The 14092-nt window shown below is 39.0% G+C and carries 22 protein-coding genes; all 22 read left to right on the top strand.

All coding sequences use genetic code 11. The features are described 5' to 3' along the window. Positions 1-7: 7 nt before the first annotated feature. Entirely contained in the window at positions 8-370 is a 363-nt protein-coding gene (gene rplR, locus BFL01S_RS02360) for a 50S ribosomal protein L18 (protein WP_025909741.1), read from the top strand. 20 nt (positions 371-390) lie between these two features. Then, entirely contained in the window at positions 391-891 is a 501-nt protein-coding gene (gene rpsE, locus BFL01S_RS02355; protein WP_025909742.1) for a 30S ribosomal protein S5, read from the top strand. A gap of 13 nt (positions 892-904) precedes the next feature. Continuing rightward, positions 905-1087 carry a 50S ribosomal protein L30 gene (rpmD, locus tag BFL01S_RS02350; protein WP_025909743.1) on the top strand — a complete coding sequence of 61 codons (183 nt, stop codon included), beginning with the start codon at positions 905-907 and terminating at the stop codon, positions 1085-1087. A gap of 33 nt (positions 1088-1120) precedes the next feature. Then, positions 1121-1561, top strand: coding sequence for a 50S ribosomal protein L15 (rplO, locus tag BFL01S_RS02345; protein WP_025909744.1), 441 nt, complete (start codon positions 1121-1123; stop codon positions 1559-1561). A gap of 2 nt (positions 1562-1563) precedes the next feature. Further along, positions 1564-2856 (top strand): preprotein translocase subunit SecY, encoded by a 1293-nt coding sequence (gene secY / locus BFL01S_RS02340; RefSeq protein WP_025909745.1) that lies wholly within the window; start codon positions 1564-1566, stop codon positions 2854-2856. A gap of 64 nt (positions 2857-2920) precedes the next feature. Continuing rightward, the gene (locus BFL01S_RS02335) at positions 2921-3574 is read left to right on the top strand and encodes an adenylate kinase (protein WP_025909746.1); all 654 of its coding nucleotides are present in this window, start codon (positions 2921-2923) and stop codon (positions 3572-3574) included. Beyond that, positions 3571-4317, top strand: a complete 747-nt coding sequence (gene map / locus BFL01S_RS02330) for a type I methionyl aminopeptidase (RefSeq protein WP_025909747.1) — start codon at positions 3571-3573, stop codon at positions 4315-4317. Before BFL01S_RS02335 ends, map begins: the two co-directional genes overlap by 4 nt. 240 nt (positions 4318-4557) lie before the next feature. Beyond that, positions 4558-4776, top strand: coding sequence for a translation initiation factor IF-1 (gene infA, locus BFL01S_RS02325; protein WP_025909748.1), 219 nt, complete (start codon positions 4558-4560; stop codon positions 4774-4776). Between the two features lie 37 nt (positions 4777-4813). Beyond that, on the top strand, positions 4814-4927 hold the full coding sequence (rpmJ, locus tag BFL01S_RS02320; protein ID WP_003156543.1) for a 50S ribosomal protein L36: 114 nt from the start codon (positions 4814-4816) through the stop codon (positions 4925-4927). 23 nt (positions 4928-4950) lie between these two features. Further along, entirely contained in the window at positions 4951-5316 is a 366-nt protein-coding gene (gene rpsM, locus BFL01S_RS02315; protein WP_025909749.1) for a 30S ribosomal protein S13, read from the top strand. Between the two features lie 23 nt (positions 5317-5339). Next, the gene (gene rpsK, locus BFL01S_RS02310; protein WP_025909750.1) at positions 5340-5729 is read left to right on the top strand and encodes a 30S ribosomal protein S11; all 390 of its coding nucleotides are present in this window, start codon (positions 5340-5342) and stop codon (positions 5727-5729) included. A gap of 179 nt (positions 5730-5908) precedes the next feature. Continuing rightward, positions 5909-6853 carry a DNA-directed RNA polymerase subunit alpha gene (locus tag BFL01S_RS02305; protein ID WP_013054952.1) on the top strand — a complete coding sequence of 315 codons (945 nt, stop codon included), beginning with the start codon at positions 5909-5911 and terminating at the stop codon, positions 6851-6853. Positions 6854-6899: 46 nt separating this feature from the next. Further along, positions 6900-7262 carry a 50S ribosomal protein L17 gene (gene rplQ, locus BFL01S_RS02300; RefSeq protein WP_025909751.1) on the top strand — a complete coding sequence of 121 codons (363 nt, stop codon included), beginning with the start codon at positions 6900-6902 and terminating at the stop codon, positions 7260-7262. Between the two features lie 116 nt (positions 7263-7378). Further along, positions 7379-8218 carry an energy-coupling factor ABC transporter ATP-binding protein gene (locus BFL01S_RS02295; protein ID WP_025909752.1) on the top strand — a complete coding sequence of 280 codons (840 nt, stop codon included), beginning with the start codon at positions 7379-7381 and terminating at the stop codon, positions 8216-8218. Then, the gene (locus BFL01S_RS02290; protein ID WP_025909753.1) at positions 8194-9063 is read left to right on the top strand and encodes an energy-coupling factor ABC transporter ATP-binding protein; all 870 of its coding nucleotides are present in this window, start codon (positions 8194-8196) and stop codon (positions 9061-9063) included. The genes BFL01S_RS02295 and BFL01S_RS02290 overlap by 25 nt, the downstream gene beginning before the upstream one ends. Continuing rightward, positions 9060-9857 (top strand): energy-coupling factor transporter transmembrane component T family protein, encoded by a 798-nt coding sequence (locus tag BFL01S_RS02285; protein WP_061784774.1) that lies wholly within the window; start codon positions 9060-9062, stop codon positions 9855-9857. Before BFL01S_RS02290 ends, BFL01S_RS02285 begins: the two co-directional genes overlap by 4 nt. Before the next feature lie 18 nt (positions 9858-9875). Next, complete coding sequence (gene truA / locus BFL01S_RS02280; protein WP_025909755.1) at positions 9876-10616, top strand: tRNA pseudouridine(38-40) synthase TruA; 741 nt, start codon at positions 9876-9878, stop codon at positions 10614-10616. Between the two features lie 153 nt (positions 10617-10769). Further along, positions 10770-11207, top strand: a complete 438-nt coding sequence (rplM, locus tag BFL01S_RS02275) for a 50S ribosomal protein L13 (RefSeq protein ID WP_025909756.1) — start codon at positions 10770-10772, stop codon at positions 11205-11207. Between the two features lie 20 nt (positions 11208-11227). Beyond that, positions 11228-11620 (top strand): 30S ribosomal protein S9, encoded by a 393-nt coding sequence (gene rpsI / locus BFL01S_RS02270; RefSeq protein WP_025909757.1) that lies wholly within the window; start codon positions 11228-11230, stop codon positions 11618-11620. A gap of 122 nt (positions 11621-11742) precedes the next feature. Continuing rightward, positions 11743-12174 (top strand): DUF2521 family protein, encoded by a 432-nt coding sequence (locus tag BFL01S_RS02265; RefSeq protein ID WP_025909758.1) that lies wholly within the window; start codon positions 11743-11745, stop codon positions 12172-12174. 70 nt (positions 12175-12244) lie between these two features. Beyond that, positions 12245-12952: an N-acetylmuramoyl-L-alanine amidase CwlD gene (gene cwlD, locus BFL01S_RS02260; RefSeq protein ID WP_025909759.1), complete on the top strand. Its 708-nt coding sequence runs from the start codon at positions 12245-12247 to the stop codon at positions 12950-12952. Positions 12953-13029: 77 nt separating this feature from the next. Then, positions 13030-14092, top strand: a 1063-nt coding sequence (gene salA / locus BFL01S_RS02255; RefSeq protein WP_025909760.1) for an iron-sulfur carrier protein/transcriptional regulator SalA, incomplete at its 3' end; no start/stop codon positions are given.

Here is a 14092-nt window from a genome sequence, read left to right as displayed (position 1 = left end):
GACCGAAATGATCACGAAGCAAGATAAGAACAAAGTTCGTAAGAAAAGACATGCTCGTGTTCGTGCTAAATTGTCTGGTACTGCAACTCGTCCACGTTTAAACGTGTACCGTTCTAACCAACATATTTATGCACAAGTCATTGACGATTTAAATTCAGTAACAATCGCTAGTGCGTCTACTTTAGATAAAGATCTTTCTTTAGAAAGTACTAGTAACGTTGAAGCTGCTACAAAAGTTGGCGAATTAGTTGCTAAACGCGCAGTAGAAAATGGCGTGAAAGAAGTAGTATTCGATCGTGGCGGTTATTTATATCATGGTCGCGTAAAAGCTTTAGCTGACGCTGCTCGTGAAGCTGGATTACAATTCTAATTGTAAAAGGAGGGAAAATCATGCGTCGTATTGATCCAAATAAATTAGAGCTTGAAGAACGTGTTGTTACCGTTAACCGCGTAGCTAAAGTTGTTAAAGGTGGACGTCGTTTCCGCTTTGCTGCTTTAGTAGTAGTTGGTGACAAAAACGGTCATGTTGGATTTGGTACTGGTAAAGCACAAGAGGTACCAGATGCAATCCGTAAAGCAATTGAAGATGCGAAGAAAAACTTAATCACTGTACCTATGGTTGGTACTACAATTCCACACGAAATCCTTGGACAATTTGGTGCAGGTCAAATTTTCTTGAAACCTGCTTCTGAAGGTACGGGAGTTATCGCTGGTGGTCCAGTTCGTGCGGTATTAGAATTAGCTGGCGTAAGTGATATTCTATCTAAATCTTTAGGTTCAAATACTCCAATTAACATGGTACGTGCAACTCTTAACGGTTTAGCTAACCTAAAACGTGCAGAAGAAGTTGCAAAACTACGTGGTAAGTCTGTAGAAGAACTGTTAGGATAAGGAGGGACACAGAATGGCAAACAAATTAGCAATTACCCTCACTCGTAGCGTAATTGGTCGTCCAGAAGATCAACGTGTAACTGTTCGTACACTTGGCTTACGTAAAGTAAACCAAACTGTCGTTCAAGACGATAATCCTGCAATTCGCGGTATGATTAACAAAGTAGCTCACCTTGTTACAGTAAAAGAGCAATAATTATAAATTGTCACTCTAAGGAGGTGCTCCGGAATGAAACTTCATGAATTACAACCAGCTGCAGGTTCACGTAAAGTGCGTAATCGTGTAGGTCGTGGTACTGGTTCAGGTAACGGAAAGACTTCAGGTAAAGGTCACAAAGGGCAAAACGCTCGTTCTGGCGGTGGCGTAAGACCTGGATTCGAAGGTGGTCAAACGCCTTTATTTCGTCGTCTTCCAAAACGTGGCTTCACTAACATCAATCGCAAAGAGTATGCGATTGTTAACCTTGAAGCTTTAAATCGTTTTGAAGATGGAACTGAAGTAACACCAGAACTATTAATTGAAACTGGTTTAGTAAGCAAAGAGAAGGCTGGTATTAAAGTGCTTGGTAACGGTACATTATCTACTAAGCTAACTGTTAAAGCTGCTAAGTTCTCCTCATCTGCTAAAGAAGCTATTGAAGCTGCTGGCGGAACTGCAGAGGTGATCTAATAATGTTTCAAACAATCTCCAATTTAATGCGCGTACGTGAAATTAGACAAAAAATCTTTTTCACATTGTTAATGTTAGTTATTTTCCGAATTGGTACTTTTATTCCTGTACCTAGTGTTAATACGGATGTACTGAAGTTGCAAGACGAGTTAAATGTATTTGGAGTTCTAAATACATTTGGCGGTGGGGCTCTTCAAAACTTCTCTATACTTGCAATGGGCATTATGCCTTATATTACAGCATCCATCATCGTTCAATTATTGCAGATGGATGTTGTACCTAAGTTTACAGAATGGTCAAAGCAAGGAGAGGTTGGGCGTCGTAAACTTGCCCAAGTAACTCGTTACGGAACAATTGTGCTTGGATTTATCCAGGCATTAGGTATGTCTATAGGATTTAACAATATGTCGGGTGGGCAATTAATTGCTAATCCCGGAGTCGCTACTTATCTTTTAATTGCTGTCGTACTAACGGCAGGAACAGCGTTCTTAATGTGGTTAGGCGAACAGATTACAGCGAAAGGCGTCGGTAATGGTATTTCCATCATTATCTTTGCTGGTATCGCTGCTGGGATCCCTACAACACTCAACCAGATCTACGCTCAGCAATTCGAAGATGTTGGGGATCAGTTATTTATTCGTATTGTGACAGTTGTTTTAATTGCACTTGCTGTATTAGCTATTGTAGTTGGTGTTATTTATTTCCAACAAGCTTTACGAAAAATACCTATTCAATATGCAAAGGGTTCAGCCGGTCGTAATCCTACTGGTGGTCAGTCCACACATTTACCGTTAAAAGTAAATGCTGCTGGGGTTATTCCTGTTATCTTTGCAGTTTCATTCATTATTACTCCACCAACGATTGCATCATTCTTCGGTCCGAATGATGTGACAGATTGGATTCAAAAGACGTTTGACTATACTCAGCCAATTGGTATGATAGTATATGTTGCGTTAATCATTGCTTTCTCATATTTCTATACATTTGTTCAGGTTAACCCAGAGCAAGTAGCAGAAAACTTGAAGAAGCAAGGTGGATACATTCCAGGTATTCGCCCTGGTAAAAGCACACAAGAATATTTAACAAAAGTGTTGTACCGCTTAACATTAATCGGTTCAATTTTCCTTGCGTTAATTGCTGTACTACCAGTGATTTTTATCCAGGTTGCAAATTTACCTCAGTCTGCACAGATTGGTGGTACTAGTTTGTTAATCGTTGTCGGTGTAGCTCTTGAGACAATGAAACAGCTTGAGAGTCAATTAGTGAAACGACATTATAAAGGGTTTATTAAATAAAGGGTTTAGTGGGAAGCAGCTTGCTTTCCCATTAAACAGATAGATACTGAGGGGGAAGCAAAAAATGAATTTAGTGTTAATGGGCCTTCCTGGTGCTGGGAAAGGTACTCAAGCAGAACAGATCGTTGAGCATTACGATATCCCTCATATCTCAACAGGAGATATGTTCCGAGCTGCAATTAAAGAAGGAACGCCTCTAGGCTTAAAAGCTAAATCATTTATGGATCAAGGTAATCTTGTACCAGATGAAGTAACAATCGGTATTGTTCGTGAACGTTTAAACAAACAAGATTGTGAAAATGGCTTTTTACTTGATGGATTCCCAAGAACAGTAGCACAGGCAGACGCTCTTGAAACAATCTTAGAAGAATTAAACAAAAAGATTGATTATGTTATTAATATTGATGTAGATGAAAGTATCCTTATGGAACGCCTTACAGGGCGTCGCATTTGTAAAGACTGTGGAGCTACTTACCACCTTGTATTCAACCCTCCTGCTAAAGAAGGCGTTTGTGACAAGTGTGAGGGAGAGCTGTACCAGCGTGCAGATGATAATGAGGAAACTGTTTCAACTAGACTCTCAGTTAACGTTGAACAATCAAAACCATTACTTCATTTCTATGAAGAAAAAGGTTATTTACGCAATATTAATGGTAATCAAGACATTAACGTTGTATTTGACGACATCCGTAATTTACTCGGGGGAGTCAAGCAATGATCATTTGCAAGACGCCGCGTGAAATTGCAATCATGCGTGAAGCAGGGAAAATTGTAGCTTTAACTCATCAAGAGTTAAAAAAACATATTCAACCTGGTATTACGACGGAAGAATTGGATGCAATTGCTGAAAAATTTATTCGTCAACATGATGCAATTCCGTCTTTTAAAGGGTATAATGGTTTTCGCGGTAGTATTTGTGCTTCTGTAAACGAAGAATTAGTTCATGGTATTCCAGGAAACAGAAAGCTGCAAGAAGGAGATATCATCAGCATTGATATTGGTGCTAAATACAATGGCTATCACGGTGATTCTGCTTGGACGTACGGAGTTGGAAAGATTTCAGAAGAAAATCAACGGCTTCTAGATGTCACAGAGCAATCTCTTTATAAAGGCTTAGAGCAAGCTAAGCCCGGCGATCGATTATCGAATATTTCACATGCTATTCAAACGTATGCAGAATCTCAAAACTTTTCAATTGTAAGAGAATATGTTGGTCATGGTGTTGGCCAAGATTTACATGAGGATCCGCAGATTCCACATTATGGTCCACCAAATAAAGGACCGCGTCTACGTCCAGGCATGGTGTTGGCAGTAGAGCCAATGGTGAACGCTGGAACTCGATATGTCAAAACATTATCTGATAACTGGACTGTTGTAACAGTCGACGGAAAGATGTGTGCGCATTTCGAACATACAATTGCAATCACTGAGACGGGATATGAAATTCTAACAACGCTGTAGTTGGTAGTTAAGGTTATCTCTATCCATTCCTCGCTAGATGCACTGGACAGTTAAACAGTAATTATCTAAATTCACGATGCTCGTTTTTCGTCTGAATTGCTGTTAAAATGGTAAAGATGTATATTACAAACGTGATCCATCTTGAATTTAATGATTACGATCTCCGGATGTTCAGAACAGGTTCTTTTTAAGTCAATTAATGATAGCTTGTTACTGTTGCAAAGAAAGGAGAGCACTTTAATGGCAAAAGACGATGTAATTGAAGTAGAAGGTACAGTCCTAGAGACTTTACCTAATGCAATGTTCAAGGTAGAATTAGAAAATGGTCATACAGTACTTGCTCATGTATCTGGTAAGATTCGTATGCACTTCATTCGCATTTTACCTGGTGACAAAGTAACTGTAGAATTATCACCATACGATTTAACTCGCGGTAGAATTACGTACCGTTTCAAATAAAACCTATGCACTCCGTACTATCAAGGAGGTATGAAACATGAAAGTCAGACCATCGGTAAAGCCGATCTGCGAAAAATGTAAAGTAATCCGCAGAAAAGGGAAAGTAATGGTAATTTGTGAAAACCCTAAGCATAAACAAAAACAAGGTTAATCATAAGGAGGTGCACTGTTCACATGGCACGTATTGCTGGTGTTGATATTCCTCGTGACAAACGCGTAGTCGTTTCTTTAACATACATTTTCGGTATTGGTCGTCCAACTGCTGAAAAAGTTCTAGCTGAAGCTGGAGTTTCTGAAGATACTCGCGTTCGTGACTTAACAGAAGAAGAATTAGGTAAAATTCGTGATATTTTAGATAGCTATAAAGTAGAAGGCGATCTTCGTCGTGAAGTTTCTTTAAACATCAAACGTTTAATTGAGATTGGTTCATACCGTGGTATCCGCCACCGTCGTAGTTTACCAGTTCGTGGTCAAAACAGTAAAAACAATGCTCGTACACGTAAAGGCCCACGCCGTACTGTAGCGAACAAGAAGAAATAATTAGTAAGGGAGGTCATTAACAGATGGCACGTAAAACTAATACACGTAAACGTCGCGTGAAAAAGAATATTGAATCTGGTGTTGCTCACATTCGTTCTACGTTCAACAACACTATCGTAACTATTACAGATGTTCACGGTAATGCGATCGCTTGGTCTAGTGCAGGTGCACTTGGCTTCAGAGGTTCTCGTAAATCTACTCCATTTGCTGCTCAAATGGCTGCTGAAACAGCTGCTAAAGTATCAATGGACAATGGTATGAAAACTTTAGAAGTAACAGTAAAAGGACCTGGTGCAGGTCGTGAAGCTGCTATCCGTGCTCTTCAAGCTGCAGGTTTAGAAGTAACAGCTATTAAAGATGTTACTCCTGTTCCTCATAACGGATGCCGTCCGCCAAAACGTCGTCGTGTATAATTAATATGTATAGATTCTGTACAATTGTCGATAATGATGATGGTATAGAATTTATTCATGCAACGAAATGTTTTTTCATTTGTTGTGCACATTCGGGAACTGTCTAATAGGGAATTTCGGTTAGGCCTTGAGAAGACTCAGTCTAGCCGAGGTTTCGACGTTTTGAAGGAGGGTTTATTATGATAGAGATTGAAAAGCCAAAAATCGAAACGGTAGAAATCAGCGATGATAGAAAGTACGGTAAATTCGTCGTCGAACCACTTGAGCGTGGATATGGTACTACTTTGGGTAACTCCTTACGTCGTATCCTATTATCCTCACTCCCTGGTGCAGCTGTAACATCTATTCAAATTGAAGGTGTATTACATGAATTCTCAACAGTCCCTGGGGTTGTTGAAGATGTAACAAACATCATTTTAAACGTTAAGAAATTGGCGTTAAAGATTTACTCTGATGAAGAGAAAACTCTTGAGATTGATGTTAAAGGTCCTGGTACTGTCACGGCTGCTGATATTCAAGCAGATAGTGATATTGAAGTTCTAAATCCAGATCTTCATATTGCTACACTTGAATCAGATGCTCATTTCCGTATGAGACTAACTGCTCGCACTGGTCGAGGTTATAATCCTGCCGATGCAAACAAGCGTGAAGACCAACCAATTGGAGTTCTTCCAATTGATTCTATTTATACTCCTGTTACGCGTGTTTCGTATTATGTAGAAAATACTCGTGTGGGGCAAATGACGAATTATGATAAGTTAACACTTGATGTATGGACTGATGGAAGCATCGAGCCAGAAAAAGCAGTAGCTTTAGGTGCAAAGATCTTAACTGAGCACTTAAACATCTTTGTTAACTTAACTGATGAAGCCCAAAAAGCAGAGATTATGGTAGAAAAAGAAGAAGATCAGAAAGAAAAAGTTCTTGAGATGACTATCGAGGAACTAGATTTATCTGTTCGATCTTATAACTGCTTAAAACGTGCAGGCATTAACACTGTACAAGAGCTTGCTAACAAAACAGAAGAAGATATGATGAAAGTTCGTAACTTAGGCCGCAAATCTTTAGAAGAAGTGAAAGCTAAACTTGAAGAGCTGGGCTTAGGCTTACGTAAAGACGATTGATATCTTATTAATCTGTTTAACTACTTAACAAAGGAGGGGACCTCACATGTCTTACCGTAAATTAGGTCGTACAAGCGCACAACGTAAGGCGCTTCTTCGTGATTTAACAACTGATTTAATCATCAACGAGCGTATCCAAACTACTGAAGCTCGCGCTAAAGAGTTACGTTCAACTGTTGAAAAAATGATTACTTTAGGTAAACGTGGAGATTTACATGCTCGTCGTCAAGCTGCAGCTTACATCCGTAATGAAGTAGCTAACGAAGAAGCTAACCAAAGCGCATTACAAAAACTATTCAGCGATATCGCTACTCGATATGAAGATCGCCAAGGCGGTTACACTCGTATCTTAAAAGTTGGACCACGCCGTGGTGACGGTGCTCCAGTCGTTATCATTGAATTAGTTTAATAATTTATACATGTGGAAAAGGGCGAGACAGTTTGAAACTAGTCGTTGCCCTTTTTTTATACCATTAACTCTTCAACCTTTTTATATGAAGAGTAAAGATTAGAGGGATCGTTACGTTGAAAGAGACATCACTTGAAGTAAAGAATTTATGTTTTCGCTATGAGTCAAATGATGATCTAACACTCGATCAAATTAGTTTCTCTGCTTATAAAGGTGAATGGTTGGCAATTGCGGGGCATAATGGCTCGGGTAAATCAACGCTGGCAAAAATTTTAAATGGTTTGATTCTTCCGGAATCTGGATGTGTTAAAGTGATGGATACGTTTCTTGATGCTGATACTATCTGGGAAATTCGTAAACAGATTGGAATGGTGTTTCAAAACCCTGATAACCAATTTGTAGGCTCTACTGTACAAGACGATATTGCATTTGGCTTAGAGAATAACGGTATTCCATACGAGGTAATGGCTCAGCGTATTCCTGAAGCTCTTCAGCTCGTCAATATGAGCGATTATGTTAATCAAGAGCCACATTCCTTATCTGGAGGCCAAAAGCAGCGTGTGGCTATTGCAGGTATTATAGCAGTCCAGCCAGATATTATTGTTTTAGATGAAGCTACTTCAATGTTAGATCCGATAGGTAGAACCGAAGTACTTGAAACTGTTCGAAAATTAAAAGAAGAAAAAAAACTCACGGTTATTTCCATTACTCATGATTTAGATGAGGTAGCTATGGCTGATCGTGTAATTGTTTTAAACAAAGGAAAAGTTTTTGCGAGTGGAGAACCTAGGGAAATTTTTGCTTTAGGCTCTGAGTTAACGAGAATTGGCTTGGACTTACCATTTTCAGTGAAGCTAAGTGAAAAGATTGCATCTTTAGGCATTCCGCTATCAAAAATTCATTTAACGGATGAGGACTTGGTGAACGAACTATGGACATTATATTCAAAGACGTAGAGCATCGTTATCAACTAAATACTCCTTTTGAACGCATGGCGCTCCATGATTTAAACCTCACTATTAAATCTGGGACGTTTCTAGCAGTAATCGGGCATACGGGTTCTGGTAAATCAACGGTTATTCAGCATCTAAATGCTCTCTTAAAGCCTACGTCTGGCTCCATTACAATCGGAGCTCGTACCATAGAATCTAACCGTAAGGAAAAGCAATTAAAGCCGATTCGTCAAAAGGTAGGAGTCGTTTTTCAGTTTCCAGAGCATCAGCTGTTTGAAGAAACAATTGAGAAGGATATATGCTTTGGGCCAATGAATTACGGAGCAAGCTTGGAAGATTCACAGAAAAAAGCAAGAGAGCTAATTGAATTAGTAGGCCTATCACAAGATATGTTGCAGCGTTCTCCATTTGATTTGAGTGGAGGGCAAATGAGAAGGGTAGCTATTGCTGGAATTTTAGCAATGGAACCTGAAGTTCTTGTTTTAGATGAACCAACAGCAGGTTTAGATCCAAGAGGTCGAAAAGAGATTATGGATATGCTTTATACGCTTCATAAAGAAAAGGGCCTTACAACAATTCTGGTTACTCATAGCATGGAAGATGCTGCAATGTATGCAGATGAAGTCTTGGTTATGAATAAAGGAACTATTGCTATTAAAGGTACGCCTAAAGAAGTATTCAGTCAATATGAGAAATTAAATGAATACGGACTACAGGTTCCCGAGACGCTTCGTTTCTCCTTAAAGCTACAAGAAAAATTCAAGCGTAGAGATAATCAGGTTCCCCTCACTTTTCAAGAGGTTATTCAGCAGGTACAAGGATTAATGTTAAAGGGTGAGAAGCCATGATGAATTCCATGATTATAGGGAAGTATGCCCCGGGGGAGTCAGTTGTTCATAGAATGGACCCTCGAGCTAAGCTTTTACTCGTATTTGCTTATATCCTAATCGTTTTCCTGGCTAATAATGCAGGTGGTTATGTGTTACTAGGAGCCTATACAGCCCTGTTGGTCTTTATGAGCAAGGTTCCATTTTCATTTATCCTACGAGGCTTAAAGCCGGTTATATGGATTATTATTATTACGTTTATCTTGCATATCATTATGACTAAAGAAGGACCTGTCTTGCTTGAATTAGGCTTCTTATCTGTCCATCAAGGTGGAGTTATTCAAGGTTTATTAATATCTCTGCGCTTTTTATTTTTAATCTTAATTACCACTTTGCTGACGTTAACAACAACGCCAATTCAAGTAACAGATGGTATTGAGAGTTTACTAGGCCCTTTAAAGAAGCTAAAATTCCCTGTTCATGAACTAGCATTAATGATGTCTATATCATTACGCTTTATTCCTACTTTAATGGATGAAACAGATAAAATTATTAAGGCTCAAACAGCTCGTGGTGTCGACTTTAGTAGCGGACCTATTATGGATCGACTAAAAGCAGTAGTTCCGTTGCTTGTCCCACTTTTTATTGGCTCGTTTAAGCGAGCTGAAGAGCTAGCCATTGCAATGGAGGCTAGAGGATATAGAGGGGGAGAAGGGCGTACAAAGTATCGACAGCTAACCTGGGGAGCAGCTGATACCATTATGCTGATTACGCTCGTTTGTTTAGCCGTGGGTCTATTATTTATTCGAAATTAAACTGGTTTGGTGAAAAAAATGAAACGCTTAAAATGTATCGTGGCGTATGATGGTTCTCTTTTTGCTGGGTATCAGGTACAGCCGGAGAAACGAACAGTTCAAAGTGAAATAGAGAAGGTTTTAACACAGATGCATAAAAGGAAAATAACCATTTATGCATCTGGTCGAACGGATGCACAGGTTCATGCTGAAGGTCAAGTTATTCACTTTGATACAGACCTAAATATTCCACTCAATAAGTGGAAAAAAGCATTGAATTCAATGCTCCCAGATGATATTGTAATTAAGTATGTAAGTGAAGTCGATTCTGAGTTTCACGCTCGTTTCAATGTGAAGGCGAAAGAGTATCGTTATTATATTGATAGGCAGGAAAATCGCAATCCTTTCACTCGTTATTATGCATACCACTATCCTTATAAGCTTGATTACATGAAGATGAAAGAAGCAAGTCATTATCTCATCGGCACTCATGATTTTACGAGTTTTTGTTCTGCAAAAACAGAAGTGGAAGATAAGGTGCGGACAATCTATAATATAGATTTGGTCGAAGAGGGTAACCAACTTGTACTTACGTTTAAGGGAAATGGCTTCTTATACAATATGGTACGTATTCTTGTTGGTACATTGTTAGATGTAGGACAAGGTAAAATAGATCCTGTTGATATAAAAGCAGTATTAGAGAGCAAATCACGGCCTTTAGCGGGGAAAACAGCTCCGGCGGAAGGGCTCTATTTGTGGCAAGTTTTCTATGACAACTAAACCTGGTGTAACATTTTCTTGACATTAGTAGTGTAAACATATAATATATCATATGGTATGTATTTTAACCCCACGGTTAGCCCCGGAAATTAATCGTGTTGAAATATAAGGTTGAAATAATTTTATTATTGATGAAAATTAGGAGGGAAACTCATGCGTACAACTTTCATGGCGAAAGCAAACGAAGTAGAGCGTAAATGGTATGTTGTTGATGCTGAAGGTAAAACTTTAGGTCGTCTTGCTAGTGAAGTAGCATCTATCTTACGCGGTAAACATAAACCAACTTTTACACCACACGTTGATACTGGTGATAACGTTATCCTTATCAATGCTGAGAAAATCGAATTAACAGGTAAGAAATTAACTGACAAGATTTACTACCGTCACAGCATGCACCCAGGTGGTTTAAAGCAACGTACAGCATTAGAAATGCGTACTAACTACTCTGAAAAAATGCTTGAATTAGCAATCAAAGGCATGCTTCCAAAAGGTAGCTTAGGTCGTCAAATGTTCAAAAAACTTCATGTATATGCTGGTAACACACATCCACATGAAGCTCAAAAACCAGAAGTTTACGAACTTCGCGGATAATTAATAAGGAGGTTATTATCTTGGCACAGGTACAATATTATGGAACTGGTCGTCGTAAAAGCTCTGTTGCTCGTGTACGTTTAGTACCAGGTAACGGTCGCGTTGTAATTAACGGTCGTGAAATCGAAGAGTACATCCCATTCGCTGCACTACGTGAAGTAGTAAAGCAACCACTTGCTTTAACTGAAACTGTAGGTAACTATGACGTATTTGTAAACGTTGATGGTGGAGGTTACGCAGGTCAAGCTGGTGCTATCCGTCACGGTATTTCTCGTGCTTTATTAGAAGCTGATCCAGAATACCGCGTAACATTAAAACGCGCTGGCCTATTAACTCGTGACGCTCGTATGAAAGAACGTAAAAAATACGGTCTTAAAGGCGCTCGTCGTGCACCTCAGTTCTCAAAACGTTAATTTCTATTATCGTTTCAGCCCTTGGTCTCAAAGACCGAGGGTTTTTTTATATTGTCTTAGCTTTTAATGAATGAGATTACAGGTTGTGTAGACAATATGAGAAAAAGGAGTCTTGCATATTTATGTATGAAGCGAACACGTTTAAAGAGAAGCGATACGAAAAAGAAATGAAGTATGAGCGCAAAATCTTACGAGATTTGTCCATTGAGGAACTACACAGAAAAGCTGATAAAACATTCCGACCTATTTTTCAGTGGCATGTGATGAGCGAATACCACGTTGAAGAGTACTGTATGGATATTGCTATCGAATCGTTTTTGCTAGGAGCAAGAACAAGTAAGTTTTTCACTTGGGGAGAAACAGCAGAACAATCAAAGCTGCGCAGTGTAAATGAAGAGAAACTGTTAGCAGACACGCTATTTGAAGTACTATGTTCCGCTTCAAATGAAGTTTCTAAGGACAGCCTTTATTATCTGTGCCAGTCTTATGTAGAAGAGTGGTGGAATGAAGGATACGAAACGGGTATTCGTAGACATCGTCTTCGCCTTAGTTGAAAAATAATCATAAATTGCCCCCTTGTCCCATATAGAAGTAAATAGGTATGTGGGAATGGGAGGGGATTTTTTGTCTAAAGTAAAAATTATAAGCGGGCTATTAGCGTTTGTTGTTATTGCATTTATCATTCAATATCAATTTGGTACCAAGATATCGTCAGGCTCTTTCTCTTTGCCTCTAAGCGGGAAAATCATTGTAATTGACCCTGGTCATGGAGGTCCTGACGGTGGAGCTGTTGGTGGAAAAGAAACGTTGGAAAAAGATATTACGTTAAAAATGTCACTTGAACTCAGAGATTACCTTCAAGAACAAGGTGCTTTAGTGATATTGACGCGAGAAACAGACAAGGATTTAGCTAAAAAAGAAACAAAAGGATATAGCAGGCGTAAGGTTGAAGATTTAAAAAAGCGACTTGATATCATTAATGAATCAAATGCAGATTTGTATTTAACCATACATCTTAATGCTATTCCATCTCCAGCTTGGAGAGGTGCTCAAACGTTTTACCATGGTTCTTTAAAAGAGAATGAACAAGTAGCGAAGTTAATTCAAAATGAACTAAAAGCAAACCTAGAGAACACAACAAGAGAAGCTAAAGTCATGCAAACTCTCTACTTATTAAAGCATGCAGATCCACCGGGTGCCTTAGTTGAAGTCGGGTTTTTATCCAATCCTTCTGAACGTGAGCTGTTAGAAACTGAAAAGTATCAGCAAAAGGTATCAGAATCTATCTATGAAGGAGTAAGTCGCTATTTTGCAGGTGAAAAAGCAAAATAGGGTAACATGTAACCTTGTATGTATTAGAGTATGGTATACTAAAAGTGGAAAATGACTTTTAACATGGTGGTGGGAATATGCTTACGGAACAACAGGTAAAAGATGCAGTAGGGGAAATTGTAGATCCGTTTTTAAACAGATCATTAAACGAAACAGATGCAATTAAAGAAATTTCAATCAAAGAAGAGAAAAAGCATATTAGTGTAAAAGTTGCTGTAGCTAAAACAGGTACGAGCGAACAACTTTCATTACAATCAACTATCGTTGAAAAACTAAAAGAAATTGGTGCTGCAACAGTAGGAATTCGCTTTATTGAATTTACTCCTGAAGAATTAGCACCATTTCGCGCTGAGCAAAAGAACGATGGTAACTTACTTACGAGTCTTAACCCTCCGCAATTTATCGCAGTTGCGAGTGGTAAGGGTGGCGTAGGGAAATCAACGGTTTCTGTAAATTTAGCGATATCTCTAGCACGTTTAGGAAAAAAAGTAGGTTTAATTGACGCTGATATTTACGGATTTAGCGTTCCGGATATGATGGGGATTACACAGCGTCCTACGGTACAAGGAGAACGTATTATTCCTGTAGAAAGATTAGGGGTTAAAGTAATCTCAATGGGATTCTTTGTTGAGGATAATTCACCAGTTATCTGGCGTGGCCCCATGCTTGGTAAAATGTTGACAAGCTTCTTTACAGAAGTTGAATGGGGAGAATTAGATTATTTATTATTAGATTTACCTCCAGGGACAGGTGACATTGCGTTAGATATTCATTCGATGCTTCCATCTTGTAAAGAGGTTATTATTACGACTCCACATCCAACTGCAGCATTCGTTGCAGCAAGAGCCGGCGCAATGGCATTGAAGACGGATCATGAAGTAATTGGAGTGGTTGAAAACATGTCCTTTTTTGAGAGTAAGTTGACTGGTGAGAAGGAATATGTATTTGGAAAAGGTGGCGGTCAAAAATTAGCTGAAGAACTTCAAACCAAGCTATTAGGCCAGCTTCCTTTAAGTCAACCAGATTGGAATGAAGAAGACTTTGCTCCATCTGTGTATGACAAGTCTCATCGTTTAGGGAAAGTGTATAAAGAAATCGCTCAAAAAGTCGCGGATATTTGCGAACAAAACGTCTATAATT

The organism is Priestia flexa NBRC 15715, from assembly GCF_001591565.1.
In the GTDB taxonomy this organism is placed as follows: Bacteria; Bacillota; Bacilli; order Bacillales; family Bacillaceae_H; genus Priestia; species Priestia flexa.
The sequence above is the reverse complement of the archived record's forward strand: the minus strand, read 5'-3'. Positions and strand labels throughout refer to the sequence as shown.